Source organism: Bradyrhizobium sp. ORS 285, from assembly GCF_900176205.1.
GTDB lineage: Bacteria > Pseudomonadota > Alphaproteobacteria > Rhizobiales > Xanthobacteraceae > Bradyrhizobium.
This window is the reverse complement of sequence record NZ_LT859959.1, coordinates 3,338,520-3,357,427: the sequence shown is the minus strand read 5'-3', so window position 1 is coordinate 3,357,427 and position 18,908 is coordinate 3,338,520. Positions and strand designations below refer to the sequence as shown.

Below are 18,908 nucleotides of genomic sequence, written 5' to 3'. Positions count from 1 at the left end.
ACCGGTCCGCTCAAGACGCAAAGCCCGCGCCGCAAGGTGCGGGCTTTTTGCTTGCCCGTCAGCTCACAACTGCTGATTTGACTTGGGCCAATCACGGCTTTTTGGTGTAGACAAGATGGCGGTTTTCAGTCGCTCATTTTGCTTGCTCCAGGGGGATTTCAGATGCGGGTGCTCAGCCTCATTCCGGCGCTCGTGGTGTCGCTGGTCTGGTCTGCGCTGGCGATCGACACGGCCATGGCCGATCGGCGCGTCGCCTTCGTGGTCGGCAATGGCGCCTATAAGAACGTGGCCCAGCTGCCAAACCCGCCGGTCGATGCCAGTGCGATGGCGGTGACCTTGCGCAATGTCGGCTTCGACGTCGTCGAGGGCACCAACCTCAATCGCGAGCAGATGACCGAGAAGCTGCTGGAGTTTGGCCGCCGCAGCCAGGGCGCCGACGTCGCCGTGTTCTATTATGCCGGCCACGGCATCGCGATCTCCGGGACCAACTACCTGCTGCCGATCGACGCCGACATCAAGTCCGAGATGGATGCCAAGCTCGGCGCGGCCATCAATGTCGACGTCACGCTCGAGCAGACGCTGGCGGACGCCAAGGTCAAGCTGGTGTTCCTCGACGCCTGCCGCGACAACCCGTTCGCCGCCAAGATCAGGTCGACGGCTTCGACCCGCAGCGTCTCGGTGCAGACCGGCCTTGCCGAGATGAAGTCCGGCGAAGGCACCTTGATCGCGTTCGCCACCGGCCCGGGCCAGACGGCGCTCGACGGCGAGGCCGGCACCAACAGCCCGTTCACGCGCGCTTTGATCGCGCACATCACTAAGCCCGGCGTCGAGATCCAGCAGGCGATGACCTCTGTCCGCGCCCAGGTGAACGAAGAAACCGCCAAAGGCCAGCTGCCCTGGGGACACACCAACCTGATCGGCGCCGTCTATCTCAATCCGGCGGCCGGCGGGGCGACTACCGCCGCTGCTCCGGCGATCGTCGCAGCCGTGCAGCCCGCGAACGATGTGGAGCTCGAGTTCTGGCGCTCGGTCAAAGACTCCAACAAGGCCGAAGAGCTCAAGGCCTACCTCACCAATTATCCCAACGGCCAGTTCAGGTCATTGGCGCTGGCGCGAGTCGCCTCGCTGGAGAATGGGCCCTCAACGACGACGCGCAACCTGACCACGGGCGTCGATCCCGCGACCTTCACCGAACAGGGCACGCAGATCACAGAAGACCAGATCGGTCTCGACAAGGGCCTGCGCCGCGACGTGCAGCGCCGCCTCACCGGGCTCGGCTTCGACACCAAGACGACCGGCAAGTTCGACGAGCCCACGCGCGCCGTGCTCAAGCGCTGGCAGGCGGCACGCGGCTATCCGTCGAGCGGCTATCTGACGAAGCTGCAGCACAAGGCCCTGCTCGCCGAGATCGTTCCGGCCGCGGCGACCGCCAGCGCAAATGAGGAGCGCCCTGCCCGCCGCGCGCAACGCAGCAGCGGTGGCGGCGGTGGCTATCACCGCAGCGGGCCGGACGCCGGCGCAGCCTTCATCGGCGGGGTCATGGGCGGAATGCTCGGCGGTGCGTTCCGGCGCTGAGCGACCGTCCTGCGCTCAACGCAACTTCCTACGGCTTGAGAGCCGAGGCCAGACGACGCGGCCGCTGAAGCAGCAACCAAGCGGCGCGGCAAAGCCCCGCCGCTTGGTTAGCTCAAGACCGATCAGAGCCCCGCGGCCTTGCGCAGCGCCGCATTCATGCGATCCTGCCAGCCGGGGCCTTGGGATTGGAAGTGCTCCAGCACATCCTGATCGATGCGCAACGTCACCTGCTCGCGCACGCCCGGGACAGCCGCCTTCTTCGGCGGCGCCTCGACAGGCTTGGTGGTGACCTTCTTGAACGCCGCCTCCGCCTCAGTGCGGGCATCGGCGAGCGTGCGCGGACGTCGCGGCTGATCGGCCATGATCAGATCCCTTCGAACAGCGCCGTGGACAGATAACGTTCCGAGAACGACGGGACGATCGCCAGGATCGTCTTGCCCGCATTCTCCGGCCGCTTGCCGAGCTCGATCGCCGCAGCAATCGCCGCGCCTGAGGAGATGCCGCCAGGGATGCCCTCGTTGCGCGCCAGCGCGCGCGAGGTCTCGATGGCGGTCGTGCTGTTGATCTTGACGATCTCGTCGATGACGGAGCGATCGAGAATGTCAGGCACGAAGCCGGCGCCGATGCCCTGGATCTTGTGCGGAGAGTGCTGGCCGCCCGACAGCACCGGGCTCTCCTCGGGCTCGACAGCGACCACCTTCAGGCTGGGCTTGCGCGACTTCAGCACCTGGCCAACACCGGTGATGGTGCCGCCGGTGCCGACGCCGGCGACGAACAGGTCGATATTGCCAGCAGTGTCGTTCCAGATTTCCTCCGCCGTGGTGCGGCGATGGATCTCGGGATTGGCGAGGTTCTTGAACTGCTGCGGCATCACCGAGTTCGGCGTGCTCCGCAGCAGCTCCTCGGCGGTGGCGATCGCGCCCTTCATGCCCTGCGAAGCCGGCGTCAGCACGATCTCGGCGCCGAGGAAGGCGAGCATCTTGCGCCGCTCGACCGACATCGACTCCGGCATCACCAGCTTCAGCTTGTAGCCGCGCGCCGCCGCCACGAAGGCCAGCGCAATGCCGGTATTGCCGGAGGTCGGCTCGATCAGCACCGTGTCCGGCTTGAGCACCCCGGCCTGCTCCATCGCCAGGATCATGCCGACGCCGATGCGGTCCTTCACGCTCGCGGCAGGATTGAAGTATTCCAGCTTGGCCAGGATGGTGGCCTTGACGCCGTGCTGCTCCGGCAGCTTTCGCAGACGCACAATCGGTGTGTTGCCGAATGCGTCGACAATTGAGTCAAATACGCGGCCGCGTCCAGGACGCTGTGTCGTAGCTGACGAATCCATGAAATCACTCCTTGCGCACGTCGGCGCGGTATCGACAGAGGTCCTGACTATCTTCAGCGAGCCTGCTGCGCTGCGCAAGCACGTTTGCGCGATGGTACGATCATCGCGACGCACAACAAGTCGTCGTTAAATTGCGCAAAACCTACGCATTTGTGTTGCGACAAGGTCAACAGACTGGGTGTATGTTCAACTTCAGTAGGGCGGAGATTCACGGTGTGCATCGCCTGCGGCCCAAGCGGACATCAGCAAGATGTCATCTTGGGAATGGTATAAGCAGAATGTTGATGCCACCCGAAGCCGCTTCCATAGAACAGATCATCCAAAATCGGATCCTATAAGAAGAGACCACCAGACAAACTCTTTGTGTGACTGAATTCGTGTGACGCACTTCAGACCGTTGGAAGTTGGACGAGTTGAAACTTTGAAGCGTCGAAATCGGACGAGTCGGAATGAGACAAGTTCGAAAAACGACATGCTCAAATTGACGCCATTCAAACAGAAAACGACAACAAAGAGATCGCCTCAGGAGGTCCCTATGTCAGCACTCGCTGATCTCGTGTCGACCGCATCGCCCCGGCCCGATCCTCGCGGCTGCGACTTGCCGACATGCCCGGTCTGCGCCGACTCCATGATCGCTGCGGAGGCCTCGGCCTATCTGGCCGACAATGTGATCAGCTATCTCTGGACCTGCGACACCTGCGGCTACGGCTTCGTGACGAAGCACACGCTCAGGAGCCGTTTCGTCTGCAATTGAGCGGCTCGTAACGGTGATGCGGGGAGCGTCACGTCCCGTGACAGACTTTGCCTCAAAAACTCACCCCCTTGCCCGTTGCGGGCACGTCACCTGCCCCGCGCTCTCGGCGTGGCGGGGTTAATTGTACGACGGATCGCGCGCGAACGGCTGGTACCGGTCATGCCGCAATCGGAAGGCGGCTCGTCGCCATCAGACGCGCAACGAAGCTGTCCCGCCAGGCCTGCACATCGTTACGGCTGACCACGTCGTAGAGCGCCAGCCATCGCGCGGTGCGCTCGGCGTGATCCATGGTCAGTGCCCGGCGCAACGCGTCCGCGACTTCTTCCCGGCTGTTCGGGTTGACCAGCAACGCTGCGTCCAGCTCGCGTGCCGCCCCGGTGAACCGCGACAGGATCAGCACGCCTGGATCTTCCGGGTCCTGGGCCGCGATATATTCCTTGGCGACCAGGTTCATGCCATCACGCAGCGGCGTTACCAGCCCGACGCATGAGGCGGCATAGATCCCGGCGAGCTCATCCCGCCGGTAGCTTTTGTTGACGTAGCGGAGCGGCGTCCAGTCGACGTCGGAATACTCTCCGTTAATTCGCCCCGACAGCGCGTCCAGCCGGCTTCGGATCTCCTGATAGGCGAGCACCTGCTCGCGGCTGACGGGCGCGACCTGCAGCATCAGCACCTGGCTGCGCAGCTCGGCGTGATCGGCGAGAAAGCGCTCGAAGCCGAGGAAGCGCTCCTCCATACCCTTGGAATAATCCAGGCGGTCGACGCCGACGATGAGCCTCCGGCCGGCAGTCGCCCCGATCAGCCGCTCGCGGCTGGATCGCGCCGTCTGCGTGCGCGCCAGCCGCGCGAACTCCGGAGCGTCGATGCCGATCGGAAAGACGCCGGTCTCGACCGAACGGTCAAAGGCCGAGAGCAGCCCCTCCTCCGTTCGCCGGCCGGCCGCCTGCGAGACGACGTAGTCCTCGAACGCCTGGAGATAGTCCTGAATCTGGAAGCCGAGCAGATCATAGGCAAACAGCGCCTGAACGAGATCGCGGTGCTCGGGCAGATTGACGAACACCTGCGCGGCCGGCCAGGGCACATGGAGAAAAAAGCCGATCCGGTTCGTAAACCCGCGACGCCGCAGCTCGCGCCCCAGCGGGATCAGATGATAGTCGTGGATCCAGATCAGGTCATCCGGCTCGACGAGCGGCGCAAGCGCATCCGCAAAGCGCTCGTTCACCATCCGGTAGCCGTGTTGAAAGTCGCGGTCATAGACCGCGAGGTCGGGCGGTAGTGCAACAGCGGCCACAGGGTCTTGTTGGAATAGCCGTTGTAGTAGTTGCAGAACCCCGCCTCGTCGAGGTCGATGGTGGCGGTCATCACGCCGCCGATGCGCTCGACCTTCAGTTGACCCGAATAGGTACTGGCAGTTTTCCCAGTCCAGCCGAACCACAGTCCCGAGCTGCCGCGCAAGGCGGCCGCCAGCGCCATGGCCAATCCGCCGACGCTCTCGTCGCCCGCGCTCGATGGAGGGTTGACGCGATTGGAAACAATGATCAGCCGGCCCAATGTCCACCTCCGCGCTCACGGTATCATAATAGCGATACCTTGCAGGCGTGTGACTGGCACGACAATTCTGGATCACGCAACCTTGAATTGCGTGAGCAATTTCACAGCGGAGCGATATCGCCGTGGGCCCAATCGGCCTTGGTGCGTTCGTAGAATTCGGTGAAGCGCCCTTGCGCGATGGCCTCGCGCATCCCGGCCATCAGCTGCTGGAAATAGGCGATGTTGATCTCCGACAGCAGCGTCGCCCCGAGCGCCTCACCGGCCTTAATGAGGTGATGTAGATAGGCACGCGCATAGCTGCGCGCCGGCGGCCACGGGCTCTCCTCGTCGAGCGGCCGGGCATCATCGGCATGACGAGCGTTGCGCAGGTTGACGGGCCCGAAGCGCGTATAGGCCACGCCGTGGCGGCCGTTGCGGGTCGGCAGCACGCAGTCGAACATGTCGACGCCACGCTTCACCGACTCCAGGAGATCGTCCGGCGTGCCGACGCCCATCAAATAGCGCGGCCGGTCGGCCGGCAGCGCCGGCACGGTGGCCTCGATCATCTCGAGCATGACGGCCTGTGGCTCGCCGACGGCGAGGCCGCCGATCGCATAGCCATGAAAGCCGATGTCGACCAGCGCCTGTGCGCTCGCCACGCGCAGCGCCGGCACATCGCCACCCTGCACGATCCCGAACAGCATGTAGCCGGCGGGCGCGCTCTCGAACGCGCGGCGGCAGCGCTCGGCCCAGCGCAGCGACAGCCGCATCGCACGCTCGATATCGGCGGGCTCCGCCGGCAGCCGGACGCATTCGTCGAGCTGCATCGCGATGTCGGAGTTGAGCAGCCGCTGCACCTCGATCGCGCGCTCGGGCGACAGCTCGATCTTGGCACCGTCGATATGCGAGCGGAACGTCACCGCCTGCTCGGTGACCTTGCGTAAGCCCGACAGCGACATGACCTGGAAACCGCCGGAATCCGTCAGCATCGGCCCGCCCCAGCCGGTGAAGCGCTGCAGGCCGCCGAGCGCCGCGATCCGCTCCGCCGTGGGCCGCAGCATCAGATGATAGGTGTTGCCGAGCACGATATCGGCGCCGGCCTCGCGCACGTCGCGCCAGTGGATGCCCTTCATGGCGCCGGCGGTGCCGACCGGCATGAAGGCCGGGGTCCGGACCACGCCATGCGGCGTCGTCAGCCGGCCGGTGCGCGTCGCGCCATCGGTGCCGAGCAATTCGAAATGGTTGGGAAGGTCGTTAGCTGGGGAGCTCATGGCCGGCTTATTGCGTCAGGATCGTCCTCGATTCAACCGCGATCGGCGGTGTTTGGCCGATCAGGGCCGTTGACGGCGGAACCTCACGTCCCTATGGTCCGCCCCATGTTCACCGCGACCAAACGCACGACGAAAACCACCAAGCCCCAGGGGGACTCGGGAGGCGTGCGCGCGTAATCGAACGATATCGCGACCATCTTCGAACCGAAGCCCCGCCTGATGAAGGTCCGGGGCTTTTTTTATGCCCAAATTTCAACCGGAGACCTGAGAAGTGCCGCAAGATCCCACCATTGCCATCGTCGGCGTGACCGGCGCCGTCGGCGCCGAGTTCATCGCCACCCTGGACCGCCGCAACGTTCGCGTCGGCAAGCTCAAGGCGCTGGCGAGCGCACGCTCGGCTGGCCAGACCCTCACCTTCCGCGGCCAGACGATCGTGGTCGAGGAGCTCAATGAGCGCTCCTTCGAGGGCGTCGACATCGCGCTGTTCTCGGCCGGCAGCGGCATCTCCAAGAAGTTCGCGCCTTCAGCGGTTCGCTCGGGCGCCGTCGTGGTCGACAATTCCTCGGCCTTCCGCATGGATCCGAACGTGCCGCTGGTGATCCCGGAGATCAACTCCCGCCGCATCCGCGACCACAAGGGCATCATCGCCAATCCGAACTGCGCGGCGATCACGGCGCTGGTGCCGCTGTGGCCGATCCACCAGCAGAATCGCATCAAGCGCGTGATCATCTCGACCTACCAGGCCGCCAGCGGCGCCGGAGCGGCCGCGATGGACGAGCTGGTGCAGTCGACCCGCGCCAACCTCAACGGCCAGGTCTATGCGCCCAAGGTGATGCCGCATCCGTTCGCCTTCAATCTGTTCAGCCACAACACGGCCATCGACCCCGACACCGGCTACAACGACGAAGAGACCAAGGTCATCAACGAGACCCGCAAGATCTTCGAGGACGAGGGCATCGCCATCGGCGTCACCTGCGTCCGCGTGCCGGTGCTGCGCGCCCATTGCGAGGCCATCACCTTCGAATGCGAGAAGCCGATCACCGAGGACGACGTCCGCCGCATCCTCGCGACCGCGCCCGGCGTGCGCATCGTCGACGACCGCGCCAAGAACTACTTCCCGATGCCGGTCGACGCCTCCGGCCAGGACGACGTGCTGGTCGGTCGCATCAGGAAGGATCTGTCCGATCCGTCCGGCCATTCGATCGCGATGTTCGTCGCCGCCGACCAGTTGCTGAAGGGCGCCGCGCTCAACGCAGTGCAGATCGCCGAGCTGCTGCCCGAGCGGGTGATGGCCTGATCTCACGCATCGCAGAGCGATGGCAGCCGGCCACGCGTCCTGGCCTGCTGCCGCGACATCGTGCCGGAGCCGCCGACCAGCTTCTCAGGGGGGCGTCAGCCCCCATTGTTGGGCGAACTGTCGGCCGGCTTCAGCGGGAAGCACGGTGAAACCGCTGCGGCGGATCTCGGCGGCGTGCTCGGCCAGACCTTCGACCAGTGCGGCCGTCGCCCGCCGCGGATCGGTCACGAAATCCCAGCCGCTGGCCAGCCACGGGCAGCGTCCCGCGATTGATGCCTGGGCTTCGGGTGTGCTGCAGATGACGAAGTCCGGCAGCTCCGAAGCGCCATCCGGCCGGTTGCGCGCCTTCACGGCCGGGATCGCGAGCGTCAGCGTGCCGTCGCGGCCGCGCACCACGTCCATGGCACCGAGCAGCGCGACGTCGAACGGCACCGCCTGTCCGTTCGCAACGAACAAATAGGCCATGCGGCGAATGCTGTCGAAGTCGGCCATCGCCCGATACAGATGAGCACAGATCGCGCCCAGTGCAGGATCGGCATGCTTGGAAAGCCTGAGCCGCGCCGCGAGCGCGGCGAGTCGATCGGGACCGATCCGACCCGCCGCGAAATCGGTGATCGCCTCGAGCGCATCGCGGAAGGCGTCCCGCGAATCGCGCTCGCCATAGACGAGCATGACGTCTCCGGTCGAGCTCTGCTTCACGACAGCATACAGGCCGTCATAAGGGACGACCGGCACGAAGCTGCCGTCGGCGAGTTCGACCAGAACAGGCCATCCCGCAGGATCCGTGCTGACGCGAAAGCCCATCCGCGCCGCGGTCTGGCGGCCCGCCTGTGGCGGCTGCCGCGCCCACAATTTGGCGTCTCCGGCAATGATCAAGTTGGACCCGTCGGGCCCGGGAGATGGCTTGATCTGCGTGACGCTGCGGCGAAATTCGCCGGCGGCCTTGGCGCGCGCAGCAGCGACGGCGTCGGCCTCGAGCTGCAGCGCAATGGCATCCGCCGCACGCTGCGTCTCCTGTGTACGGCTTTGCTCCGACGGCGCGACGCGCAGCCGGACCAGGTCATGCAGCATGTCCTCGCTTGCGCGCGGGATCGGCAAGGTTTCCTTCGAGACGCCGAAGCCAAGCTTGTTGAGACCGAAGCCCGGCCCAAGAACGCGGTTGCGGAACGACTCGTCGGTGCGAACCATCTCCAGGTTGCGTTCGGCCTCGGCCGCGTCGGCCACCGGCGGGAGCGCGCCCATGATGGACGCGCTGCCAGCTGGCGGCCAGGGTTGCAGTTCGATGCCATTGTCCGGCGGCGGCTTGTTCTTGTCGTAGAGAACAACGGCCTCGGGATCGACCTGGCACTGCGGATTGAGCTTCAGCCGATAATCCTTGGCGCGCTGGGTCGTCCGGTTGCGCACGCAGACGCCGAAGCTGTTGGTGGTGATCACGTCATTGCTGATCGCCGTGGGCTCTTTGCCCCAGAGCACATCGACGATCACGCCTGAGAAAATGCATTTGCCGGGGCTGGCGGAGTTCTGCTCCGCCACCATGAAGCCGAGCTGTCCATCCTGGCAGGCGGCGAAGCGATCGAATTTCGGGCTCTCCACCCGCTCGCCGTCGACCGTGATTCCGCGCACCGGATCGAGCCGCATCAGGTCGATATCCTTGGGAGCTTCGCGGCACGCATCGGAGATGAGAGTGATGCGCTGGACGTTGTGATGCAGCAGTTCCTCATTGAAGGCGTCCGCGACCACGCGATAGCGCGCACGCAAGGAGTCGCTGAACAGCCAGGAGATCGAGCCGAAATTCGCATCGGTGAGGCCATGGCCGCAGAAGGCGAGAAAGAGATGGTCGACGCCGTCGCCACCGGCTGGAAACAATTCGTCCACCGCCTGCTGGACGCGCGCGGCCGTGACCGGATTGTCCTTGCCGCCGACCCGCTTGTCGTCGACGACGCGAACGTTCTCAGCGCCGAAGCCCGAGCGCAGTGCCCAATCGCCGATGGCGCGGGCCGCAATCACGGCGCCATCGAGATCGACGAAGCGCGAGGTCTCGTTCGCTTTCACCGGCAGCACGGTCGCCACCCCGATCGCAAGACATGCGCGTCTACCCATGGCGGAGCAGGTCCTGCAGCGGCGCCCAAGCGGGGCGCGGATCGAGCGCCAGGATCAGCACGGGCCAGCGCCAGCGTGGCGGCTCCGCGGGCGCCAGGCGCTCGCCGAGCATGATCGCGCCGGCCGCTATCATGAACGCAAGATGCCAATCCTCCGCGCTTGCGGCCGCCAGCATCCAAGGCCAGCAGGAGGCCACGCACCACAGCGCGTGGACCACACCGAACCGCGCGCAATCCCGCCCCCAAGCCCAGCCGAACAGGCTGATCCGCTGCAGGCGGTGACCGCGGTTGAGCGCCGCCCGCTGCCACGGAGAGGCGCTCCAGAGCAGCGCCACAACCACGAGCGAAAAGGTCACCCACAGGCTGACGCCGCCCAGCAGCATGTGCAGCGTCACGGCGAGCACGATCAGCGGCGACCCGGCAGCCATCCACACCGCGCAATAGCCGATCAGGAACAGCGCCAGCGACCCTTGGCGGCGTTGCGGCAGGCTCGAGCGCCAGACGTGCATCAAGGGCGCGGCGAGCAGCGGCGGCATCATCGCCAGCAACATCAGCGCCCAGCCGGCCATGAGCGGCCCCGGTGGATTGAGCGCGATCGCGAGGGCGACCGCATCGGCGGCGTTCGTCGCGGTCAGCTCGCTGATCGCGCTAGAGCGACAGAGCAGCGGCACGGTCGCCGTCGCCGTCCCATAGGTCGACAGAAGCAAGCCGCAGCCTGCCGCGGCGAACAGCGCCCACCAGGGCGGCCGGGCAAAGCTGCGCAAAATCGCTGCGCGCCGCATCGAAGCCAACTCAGCTGACGGTGCCGACGCGCTTCAACACGCTGATCTTGTCGACCGTAATCGGCTGAGCGTCACTGACATGCTCGCCGGGCACCAGCGTCACGCGGATGTTGGTCGGATCGAAGCCCCCGGCCTGTTGCAGGCGCTGCGCCAGATCGGTGATGTCGAGCGTGTAGCCGAGACCATTGCCGCCGTGCCGGCCATCCGGCCGCGACGCGACGTTCAAGCCGAACAGGGTCAGGTTGCCCGCGTGCAATTCCGGATGCGCATCCGGATCGGCGCCATCAGGCAGGTTGACGTAGACATCGAGCTGCGGCGCCGGGGCATTGCCGCGGACGGATTCCAGCGCGAGATAGAGTCGCGTCACCGTCTGTCCCGGAGTCGTCGCCCCCATCGCGGCCACACCGGCGGCGGTCGCCCGCGGCTCGAGCGTGACGAGGCTGCTCGCGGCTGTGCTGCCGACACTCACCACGCTGGCATTGGCGCCGATGGGCTCGACGGACTGCTGATGCGAAGGACCCATGCCCACACGTGCCACCGCGACACCTCCCGGAACGAGGCCCGTTCCCTTGGTCAGATCGTCATAGGTGGGGTGGAATTTCCCGCCCTTCAACGTATCCGCGCCGCCAAAGCTGATGCCGGGATCGGCGCCTCCGAGCGCGGGCATCAGGAACGGACGATCGGCCGGCCCTTCGCGCCAGCGCGAGTCGCGCGTCATGGTCTTGCCCGGCGTGTTCATCCAGGCCTCCCACAACCGGTCGACGTTGCAATGGTGCAGCCAGAACAGCGGGTCGAGCCCGGCAAGCCGCGGATCCCCCATGTAGCCGCCGATCAGCCGGTGCACCGTGTTGTGAGGGTTGTTCTCGAGATCGCCGGTCCAGCCACCGAACTGAACGAAGTCTCCGGTGATGCCGCCGCCGAAGCCGATGCTGCCGTCCTTGCCGACGATGAAATCGTTTTCCTGCACCGCAGCCAGGCTGAACGCGTCGCGCCGGCCCGGCTGCAGGATGCTGAGCCCCGGCCGACGCGGATAGGTTTTGAGCGGATTGGGATCGCCGTTCGGCAGCTTGTCGGCGATGAACGCCGCGGGCACCTTGCGCGCATCCGGGTTGCTCGCATCGAGATAGTTCCAGTACGGCAGCGCCCAGTCGTCGCCGGTGAGCTCCTTCACCTTGGCTGCGACGATGGCTTCGAAGGTCGCGAGGTAACCGCGATGCCAAGACAGGAAGTACCAGCTGCCGTGCTGGCATTGATCACCATAGGTGCCGTTCGTCAGGTCCGCCGGCACCGGATCGGTGCCGCCGATCAATTCCTCGCTGCGCCAGAGCTCCTCGTCGAAGCCATGCATGGCGCCGAGAAATTTCCAGCTGTTGCGATTGCTGATCGGCAATTGATCGAGCGCTCGCATGGCGAGCGCGTAGTTCAGCAAAGTCTTATTCCAACCGGCGCCCAGCGTCGCAACGTCCTGCCGAACCGCACCCATGACAAAATCCTTTCCTGTCGAAAAGCTGTCTGGTCGTCCCAACGAACTAACGGGATGGAGCGGACACGATGTGTGACGCACCCCACAATCAATCATTGCGGCAATGAGTGGATACTAGCGCAAATTGCCGATCAGGCAAGTACGTGCTCGCAGGCATGCGCCGACACTCTGCCGCAGGTCACTGCGGCAGCCGGTGCGGCGGACTCGAAATTATCGGTCGGTGAGCGCGCTACTCGGCGCGGAACAACAAGCAGGCATCGCCATACGAATAGAAGCGGTAGCCGCTCTCAATCGCATGCGCATAGGCCGCCTGCATCGTCTCGAGGCCTGCAAAGGCCGAGACCAGCATGAACAGGGTCGAGCGCGGCAGATGGAAGTTGGTCATCAGGATGTCGACGGCGCGGAAGCGGTAGCCGGGCGTGATGAAGATCGACGTCTCCGCCTCGAACGGCGCGATGGTGCCGTCCGGCAGCGCGGCACTTTCGAGCAGCCGCATCGAGGTGGTGCCGACGGCCACGATCCGGCCGCCGTTCGCGCGCGCCTCGTTGAGAGCAGCCGCAGTCTCGGCCGTGAGACTCCCCCACTCCGCATGCATGCGGTGGCCCTCGGTGTTGTCGACCTTCACCGGCAGAAAGGTGCCGGCGCCGACATGCAGCGTGACTCGCTGCAGCACGACGCCGCGCTCGCGCAGGCGCTGCTCCAGGGCCGGCGTGAAATGCAGCCCGGCGGTCGGCGCGGCAACAGCGCCTTCGTTGGCCGCAAACATCGTCTGATAGTCGGCGGCGTCCTGCTCGTCGGCGGGCCGCTTGCCGGCGATGTAGGGCGGCAGCGGCGGGCGGCCGAGATCGGCGATGGCCTGATCGAGCGCGGGGCCGTGGAAGACGAAGGACAGCGTCACCTCGCCCTCCTCGCCCTTGGCCTCGACGGTGGCGTCGAGATGGCCCAGGAAACAGACCTTGCCCTCATTGCCGAAGCGGATCGTGTCGCCCGGGGCGAGCTTCTTGGCCGGCCGCACCAGCGCCTGCCAGCGCGAACCGTCGAGCCGCTTGATCAGCGTCGCCTCGATCTTGGCCTCGGTCTCGCGGCTGATGCGGCGGCCGGAGAGCTGGGCGGCGATCACCTTGGTGTCGTTGACGACGAGCTGATCGCCCGGCTCCAACCAGTCCGGCAGATCGCCGACGGTGCGGTCGCGCAGCACGCCGTCGCCCTGCACCACCAGCATGCGTGCAGATTCCCGCGGGCTCGCCGGCCGCAGCGCGATGTTCTCGGGGGGAAGATGGAAATCGAAAAGATCGGTGCGCATCGTCGTTCTGGACGACCGTCGGACACCTCATCCTGAGGAGCGCGTCAGCGCGTCTCGAAGGATGAGGCCCGACTGTGGCCTCATGGTTCGAGATGCGTGCTGCGCACGCTCCTCACCATGAGGGTCGTTGGTTACGCCGCGTCGGCGGCCATGTAGGCCTTGACGATCTTGTCTGGGTTCTGCACCGGCTCGCCGCGCTTGATCTTGTCGACGTTCTCCATGCCTTCGGTGACCTTGCCCCAGACGGTGTACTGCTTGTTGAGGAAGCTGGCGTCGTCGAAGCAGATGAAGAACTGGCTGTCGCCGGAATCCGGGTTGGCGGCGCGGGCCATCGACGTGGTGCCGCGGACATGCGGCTCGGCATTGAACTCGGCCTTCAGCTTCTTGCCGGAGCCGCCCATGCCGGTGCCCTGCGGACAGCCGGTCTGTGCCATGAAGCCGTCGATGACGCGGTGGAAGACGATCCCGTCATAGAAGCCCTCGCGGACGAGCTCCTTGATGCGCGCGACGTGGTTCGGCGCCAGATCGGGGCGCATCTCGATGGTGACGGGGCCCTGGGTGGTCTCGAGGATCAAGGTATTTTCAGTCACAGCCATGCGGGTCTCTCGGTTTTGGTTGAATTGATGAGGGGTAGGACAACGGACAGTCCGGGGTCTGACATGTCGCGGCGCCTTCTCATGTGCGGCCGCCACCCCTCCTGACGGCACTCCGGGCACAACGAGGCCCGGGGCGATGCGGGTCCAGAATAGACCCAACGCGCTTAAAGCTGAAGCCGCCCGTCCTGTCGATGCGGCGGGCGGCGCGTGGCAAAGGGTTCCTTAAACCGCGCGGGAACCCGGGCGCGAAGCCCGGGCGCCCTGCGCTCTCCGGCTACTTGATGTCGGAGGCGACCTGGACCTTGACCATCTTGTCCGGATCGGTCACGGCGCCGCCCGCTGAGCCCGGAGGCGCCTTCTTCAGCTTGTCCACGACGTCCATGCCCTGCACGACCTCACCGACCACCGTGTACTGGCCGTTGAGGAAGGAGGCGTCGCCGAAGCAGATGAAGAACTGCGAGTTGGCGGAATCGACGCTGTCGCCGCGGCGCGCCATGCCGACGGTGCCGCGCTTGAACGGCGTCTGCGAAAACTCCTGCTTCAGGTTCGGATATTTCGAGCCGCCGGTGCCGTCGAATTTCTGGCCGTCGCCGGTCTGCGCCATGAAGCCGTCCATCACGCGGTGGAACGGCACATTGTTGTAGTAGCCCTCGCGCGCCAGCGTCTTGAGCCGCTCGGCGTGCTGGGGCGCGAGATCGGTGCGCAGCTTGATGATGATGCGGCCCTTGGTGGTGTCGATGACCAGCGCATTCTGCTTGTCGAGCCCGGCGGGCAGCGATTGCGCCAGCGCCGGCACGGCGAACACGAGAGCGAAGACGAAGGCGAGAGCGCGGATCATGGCAACTCCGAAAAGATGATGAGAGGGACGCGTTAAGAAGGCCGCCCGGCGCAGGCCGTCGCCGGACGCCGGATCGTCAGACGAACTTGGCTTTCAAGGGGGCCAGCACCGACGGCGGCACGAAATGCGAGATCTCGCCGCCCATCGCGGCGATCTGGCGCACGAGGCTGGCAGTGATCGGACGGACCGGCACCGAGGCCGGCACGAACACCGTCTGGATCGACGGTGCCATGGTCTGGTTCATGCCGGCCAATTGCATCTCATAGTCGAGATCGGTGCCGTCGCGCAGGCCGCGGATCATCATGATCGCACCCGCCTTCGCAGCGGCCGTCACGGTCAGATTGTCATAGGTCGAGGCGTCGAAGGCGCAGCCGGCGGCGGCGGCGACCGGTCCGAACACCTCATGGGCCATCGCCAGCCGCTCCTCGGTCGAGAACAGCGGCTTCTTGCCGTGGTGCACGCCGACCGCGACGATCAGCTTATCGCAGAGGTGAACGGCCTGCCGGACCACGTCGAGATGGCCGTTGGTGACGGGATCGAACGAGCCCGGATAGAGCGCAATGCGTTGCATGCGCCCGTCCTATACCGGCCGGAACAGGCCGGCAAGCCGCCGGCGCCTATGCTGGCGCGGCTGTGATGCCTGGGCCATGCGGGTGCGCTGCGGCAATACAGCCGGAACTGCCGCCCGCCTTCGCGATTGTTTCCTCGGAACTTCAGCCACGAAACACAGCGGCAAGGCCACGAAACCAATTCGCTCGGACCGCGAAAGCATCTCGAAACCCGAAATGGTTATCAAATCCTTAACGAACGACGGGCCGGGAACGGCCCAACCACAGGGGACCGTCATGATCAAAGCGCTTTCTGCCGTCGCAGCGGCCGGCTTCGTGGCTGCCGCCCTCACCGTCCTGCCCGGCCTCGCCCCGGAGGTGAACGCCAGCGTGCCGCAGCCGCTGGCCAAGGGCGACCGCCTCGACTTTCGCCCGATCGGCCGCGACTGCTCGCAGCAGGCTTGGCCGAACTTCGAGGCCTCCTGCCTGCGCGGCGCCGGCACCAAGTCGACGATCCGCGAGGCGCGGATCGTCGGTGTCGAGCGGACGCAGTGAGAGGGAGCGAGTAGCTACGCCCTACTCGCCATTGGTCCCCTCGGTCCCATTGCCGCCGTTGCCGTTTTCCGCCTCCTCGCCGATGTGCTCGACCGAGACGACGTGCTCGTCGTCAGCCGTGTTGAACACGATGACGCCCTGGGTGGAGCGGCCGGCGATACGGATGCCGTCGACCGGGCAGCGGATCAGCTGGCCCTTGTCGGTGACCAGCATGATCTGGTCGCCGTCCTCGACCGGGAATGACGCCACCAGCTTGCCGTTGCGGTTGTTGACGGACATCGCGACGATGCCTTTGCCGCCGCGGCCGGTGGTGCGGTACTCATAGGACGAGGTGCGCTTGCCGTAGCCGTTGACCGAGACGGTCAGCACCACCTGCTCCTGCGCCGACATCTCGACATATCGCTCCTGAGACAGCTGGATCGCACCCGCGGCCGCCTCCTCGCCCTCGGTCTCGACGGGCTCCTCGGTCGTCGCCTCGCCCGACATCGCGCGACGCATCTTCAAATAAGCCGTGCGCTCGTCCGAGGTGGTCTCGACGTGGCGCAGGATGCACAGCGAGATCACCTTGTCGCTCTCGGCGAGTGCAATCCCGCGCACGCCCATCGAAGTGCGGCCCGTGAACACGCGCACATCGGTGACGGGGAAGCGGATGCACTGGCCGCCCGAGGCCGTCAGCAGCACGTCGTCACGCTCGGTGCAGATCTGGACGTTGACGATCTCCTCGCCCTCGTCGAGCTTCATCGCGATGATGCCGGAGCGCCTGACATCGACGAAATCCGACAGCTTGTTGCGCCGAACGTTGCCGCCCGTCGTGGCGAACATCACGTCGAGATTGGCCCAGGAGGATTCATCCTCCGGCAGCGGCATGATCGTGGTGATGCGCTCGCCCTGCTCCAGCGGCAGGATGTTGATCAGCGCCTTGCCGCGGCCGTTGGGCGCCGCGATCGGCAGCCGCCAGACCTTCTCCTTGTAGACCTGGCCGCGCGACGAGAAGAACAGCACCGGTGTGTGCGTGGAGGCCACGAACAGCCGGCTGACGAAATCCTCCTCGCGCGTCTGCATGCCCGTGCGGCCCTTGCCGCCGCGGCGCTGCGCCCGATAGGCCGACAGCGGGACGCGCTTGGTGTAGCCGGCGTGCGACACGGTCACGACCATGTCCTCGCGCTGGATCAGGTCCTCGTCCTCCATCTCGCCTTCCTGCTCGGCGATGACGGTGCGGCGGGGCGTGGCGAACTCGGCCTTGATCGCCGACAGCTCGGTCTTGACGATATCCTGGACGCGGGCGCGCGAGCGCAGGATGTCGAGATAGTCGGCGATCTCGACCGCGAGCTTGTCGAGCTCGTCGGAGATCTCCTCGCGACCCAGCGCGGTGAGGCGCTGCAGACGCAGATCGAGAATGGCCTTGGCCTGCTCCAGCGACAGCCGCGCGGTGCCGTCCGGATTGATGCGGTGGCGCGGATCGTCGATCAAGGTGATCATCGCTGCGACGTCCTGCGCCGGCCAGTCGCGCGACATCAGGGTTTCGCGCGCCGTGTTCGGATCGGGCGACGTCCGGATGACGCGGATGATCTCGTCGATATTGGCCACAGCAATCGCGAGGCCGACCAGGATGTGGGCGCGGTCGCGCGCCTTGTTGAGCAGGAACTTGGTCCGCCGCGTCACGACCTGTTCGCGGAAGGCCACGAACACGCTCAGCAGATCCTTGAGGTTCATGGTCTGCGGACGACCGCCATCCAGCGCCACCATGTTGGCGCCGAAATTGGTCTGCAGCGGCGTGAACTTGTAGAGCTGGTTCAGCACCACGTCCGGCACGGCGTCGCGCTTGAGCTCGACGACGACGCGGAAACCGTCGCGGTCGGATTCGTCGCGCAGATCCGAGATGCCCTCGATCTTCTTCTCGCGGACGAGCTCTGCGATGCGCTCGACCATCGAGGCCTTGTTGACCTGATACGGGATCTCCGTGATCAGAATCGCCTCGCGGTCCTTGCGGATGGTGTCGATCGTCACCTTGCCGCGCATCACGATCGAGCCGCGGCCGGTGTGATAGGCCGAGCGAATGCCGGCGCGGCCCAGGATGATGCCGCCGGTCGGGAAGTCCGGACCAGGGATGATCTGGTTCAACTCGTCGATGGTCAGCGCGGGATTGTCGGTCAGCGCGATGCAGGCGTCGATGACCTCGCCGAGATTGTGCGGCGGGATGTTGGTCGCCATGCCCACGGCGATGCCGCCGGCGCCGTTGACCAGCAGGTTCGGAAACTTCGCCGGCAGGACCGACGGTTCTTTCTCCGAATTGTCGTAGTTCGCCTGGAAGTCGACGGTGTCCTTGTCGAGATCGTCGAGCAGCGACTGCGCGATCTTGGTCAGGCGGGATTCCGTGTAGCGCATCGCCGCCGGCATGTCGCCGTCGACCGAGCCGAAATTGCCCTGACCGTCGATCAGCGGCACGCGCATCGAGAAGTCCTGCGCCATGCGTACCAGCGCGTCGTAGACCGACTGGTCGCCGTGCGGATGGTATTTACCGATGACGTCGCCGACGGTGCGCGCCGATTTGCGGTACGGCTTGTTCCATTCGAAGCCGTTCTCGTACATGCCGAACAGGATGCGTCGATGCACCGGCTTCAGGCCGTCGCGCGCATCGGGCAGCGCTCGCGCCACGATCACGCTCATCGCGTAATCGAGGTAGGAGCGTTTCATCTCGTCGAGGATGGAAACGGGACGAATGTCGGAAGGTCCGCCCGGCTCGCCGGGCTTCTCATCTTCTTTATCGGACAAAGGGGATACCGGTCGGTTTTGACACGCGAAAATCGCTTGGAATCATATAGCGCATCGCGTCGCGGCAGGCCACCCCCAGGCCTTCCAGCACGAAGGTTTTTCGAGCCGCAATTCCAGCGACTTAACAAGATCTTACGGAACGATCCACGGCCGCGGTGGAGCTGACGCGGAA

15 protein-coding genes and 1 pseudogene are annotated in these 18,908 nt (G+C 65.6%); 4 read left to right on the top strand and 12 right to left on the bottom strand.

The window, feature by feature from the left end; genetic code table 11:
• Nucleotides 1–162 precede the first annotated feature (162 nt).
• A complete protein-coding gene (locus tag BRAD285_RS15115; protein ID WP_006609333.1) occupies nt 163–1,575 on the top strand; it encodes a caspase family protein in 1,413 nt (470 codons plus the stop codon).
• A gap of 122 nt (nt 1,576–1,697) precedes the next feature.
• Here BRAD285_RS15115 and BRAD285_RS15110 read toward each other — a convergent pair whose 3' ends face one another.
• Nucleotides 1,698–1,937, bottom strand: coding sequence for a BrnA antitoxin family protein (locus tag BRAD285_RS15110; RefSeq protein WP_006609334.1), 240 nt, complete (start codon nt 1,935–1,937; stop codon nt 1,698–1,700).
• A gap of 2 nt (nt 1,938–1,939) precedes the next feature.
• Nucleotides 1,940–2,908, bottom strand: a complete 969-nt coding sequence (cysK, locus tag BRAD285_RS15105; RefSeq protein WP_006609335.1) for a cysteine synthase A — start codon at nt 2,906–2,908, stop codon at nt 1,940–1,942.
• Between the two features lie 535 nt (nt 2,909–3,443).
• Between cysK and BRAD285_RS15100 the strand changes: the two genes are divergently transcribed.
• The gene (locus BRAD285_RS15100) at nt 3,444–3,662 is read left to right on the top strand and encodes a hypothetical protein (RefSeq protein ID WP_035644428.1); all 219 of its coding nucleotides are present in this window, start codon (nt 3,444–3,446) and stop codon (nt 3,660–3,662) included.
• A gap of 157 nt (nt 3,663–3,819) precedes the next feature.
• On the opposite strand, the pseudogene BRAD285_RS15095 reads toward BRAD285_RS15100, so the two are convergent.
• A pseudogene (locus BRAD285_RS15095) lies at nt 3,820–5,135 on the bottom strand (trehalose-6-phosphate synthase).
• A gap of 179 nt (nt 5,136–5,314) precedes the next feature.
• Nucleotides 5,315–6,463 carry a tRNA guanosine(34) transglycosylase Tgt gene (gene tgt / locus BRAD285_RS15085; RefSeq protein ID WP_006609338.1) on the bottom strand — a complete coding sequence of 383 codons (1,149 nt, stop codon included), beginning with the start codon at nt 6,461–6,463 and terminating at the stop codon, nt 5,315–5,317.
• Nucleotides 6,464–6,734: 271 nt separating this feature from the next.
• On the opposite strand from tgt, the gene BRAD285_RS15080 reads away from it, so the two are divergent.
• Nucleotides 6,735–7,760 (top strand): aspartate-semialdehyde dehydrogenase, encoded by a 1,026-nt coding sequence (locus tag BRAD285_RS15080; RefSeq protein ID WP_006609339.1) that lies wholly within the window; start codon nt 6,735–6,737, stop codon nt 7,758–7,760.
• Nucleotides 7,761–7,844: 84 nt separating this feature from the next.
• Here the strand turns inward: BRAD285_RS15080 and BRAD285_RS15075 are convergent, their stop codons facing one another.
• From BRAD285_RS15075 to coaD, 7 genes are all read right to left on the bottom strand, one after another.
• Nucleotides 7,845–9,860: a caspase family protein gene (locus tag BRAD285_RS15075; RefSeq protein ID WP_006609340.1), complete on the bottom strand. Its 2,016-nt coding sequence runs from the start codon at nt 9,858–9,860 to the stop codon at nt 7,845–7,847.
• On the bottom strand, nt 9,853–10,641 hold the full coding sequence (locus BRAD285_RS15070; protein ID WP_035644450.1) for a DUF2182 domain-containing protein: 789 nt from the start codon (nt 10,639–10,641) through the stop codon (nt 9,853–9,855). The genes BRAD285_RS15075 and BRAD285_RS15070 overlap by 8 nt, the downstream gene beginning before the upstream one ends.
• Before the next feature lie 10 nt (nt 10,642–10,651).
• Nucleotides 10,652–12,124, bottom strand: coding sequence for a tyrosinase family protein (locus BRAD285_RS15065; RefSeq protein ID WP_035644431.1), 1,473 nt, complete (start codon nt 12,122–12,124; stop codon nt 10,652–10,654).
• A 229-nt stretch (nt 12,125–12,353) separates the two neighbouring features.
• The gene (gene queA / locus BRAD285_RS15060; protein ID WP_006609343.1) at nt 12,354–13,427 is read right to left on the bottom strand and encodes a tRNA preQ1(34) S-adenosylmethionine ribosyltransferase-isomerase QueA; all 1,074 of its coding nucleotides are present in this window, start codon (nt 13,425–13,427) and stop codon (nt 12,354–12,356) included.
• Nucleotides 13,428–13,558: 131 nt separating this feature from the next.
• On the bottom strand, nt 13,559–14,023 hold the full coding sequence (locus BRAD285_RS15055; RefSeq protein ID WP_006609344.1) for a peptidylprolyl isomerase: 465 nt from the start codon (nt 14,021–14,023) through the stop codon (nt 13,559–13,561).
• Nucleotides 14,024–14,297: 274 nt separating this feature from the next.
• Nucleotides 14,298–14,861, bottom strand: coding sequence for a peptidylprolyl isomerase (locus tag BRAD285_RS15050; protein WP_006609345.1), 564 nt, complete (start codon nt 14,859–14,861; stop codon nt 14,298–14,300).
• Between the two features lie 76 nt (nt 14,862–14,937).
• A complete protein-coding gene (gene coaD, locus BRAD285_RS15045) occupies nt 14,938–15,432 on the bottom strand; it encodes a pantetheine-phosphate adenylyltransferase (RefSeq protein ID WP_006609346.1) in 495 nt (164 codons plus the stop codon).
• Between the two features lie 274 nt (nt 15,433–15,706).
• On the opposite strand from coaD, the gene BRAD285_RS15040 reads away from it, so the two are divergent.
• Entirely contained in the window at nt 15,707–15,964 is a 258-nt protein-coding gene (locus tag BRAD285_RS15040; RefSeq protein ID WP_006609347.1) for a hypothetical protein, read from the top strand.
• Nucleotides 15,965–15,985: 21 nt separating this feature from the next.
• Here the strand turns inward: BRAD285_RS15040 and gyrA are convergent, their stop codons facing one another.
• The gene (gene gyrA, locus BRAD285_RS15035) at nt 15,986–18,736 is read right to left on the bottom strand and encodes a DNA gyrase subunit A (protein WP_006609348.1); all 2,751 of its coding nucleotides are present in this window, start codon (nt 18,734–18,736) and stop codon (nt 15,986–15,988) included.
• Between the last annotated feature and the right edge of the window lie 172 nt (nt 18,737–18,908).

Excerpts from the sequence above, each read along its gene's own strand:
- BRAD285_RS15115 (WP_006609333.1), top strand. The coding sequence starts at position 163 with ATGCGGGTGCTCAGCCTCATTCCGGCGCTCGTGGTGTCGCTGGTCTGG.
- BRAD285_RS15110 (WP_006609334.1), bottom strand. The coding sequence starts at position 1,937 with ATGGCCGATCAGCCGCGACGTCCGCGCACGCTCGCCGATGCCCGCACT.
- cysK (WP_006609335.1), bottom strand. The coding sequence starts at position 2,908 with ATGGATTCGTCAGCTACGACACAGCGTCCTGGACGCGGCCGCGTATTT.
- BRAD285_RS15100 (WP_035644428.1), top strand. The coding sequence starts at position 3,444 with ATGTCAGCACTCGCTGATCTCGTGTCGACCGCATCGCCCCGGCCCGAT.
- tgt (WP_006609338.1), bottom strand. The coding sequence starts at position 6,463 with ATGAGCTCCCCAGCTAACGACCTTCCCAACCATTTCGAATTGCTCGGC.
- BRAD285_RS15075 (WP_006609340.1), bottom strand. The coding sequence starts at position 9,860 with ATGGGTAGACGCGCATGTCTTGCGATCGGGGTGGCGACCGTGCTGCCG.
- BRAD285_RS15070 (WP_035644450.1), bottom strand. The coding sequence starts at position 10,641 with ATGCGGCGCGCAGCGATTTTGCGCAGCTTTGCCCGGCCGCCCTGGTGG.
- BRAD285_RS15065 (WP_035644431.1), bottom strand. The coding sequence starts at position 12,124 with ATGGGTGCGGTTCGGCAGGACGTTGCGACGCTGGGCGCCGGTTGGAAT.
- queA (WP_006609343.1), bottom strand. The coding sequence starts at position 13,427 with ATGCGCACCGATCTTTTCGATTTCCATCTTCCCCCCGAGAACATCGCG.
- BRAD285_RS15055 (WP_006609344.1), bottom strand. The coding sequence starts at position 14,023 with ATGGCTGTGACTGAAAATACCTTGATCCTCGAGACCACCCAGGGCCCC.
- BRAD285_RS15050 (WP_006609345.1), bottom strand. The coding sequence starts at position 14,861 with ATGATCCGCGCTCTCGCCTTCGTCTTCGCTCTCGTGTTCGCCGTGCCG.
- coaD (WP_006609346.1), bottom strand. The coding sequence starts at position 15,432 with ATGCAACGCATTGCGCTCTATCCGGGCTCGTTCGATCCCGTCACCAAC.
- BRAD285_RS15040 (WP_006609347.1), top strand. The coding sequence starts at position 15,707 with ATGATCAAAGCGCTTTCTGCCGTCGCAGCGGCCGGCTTCGTGGCTGCC.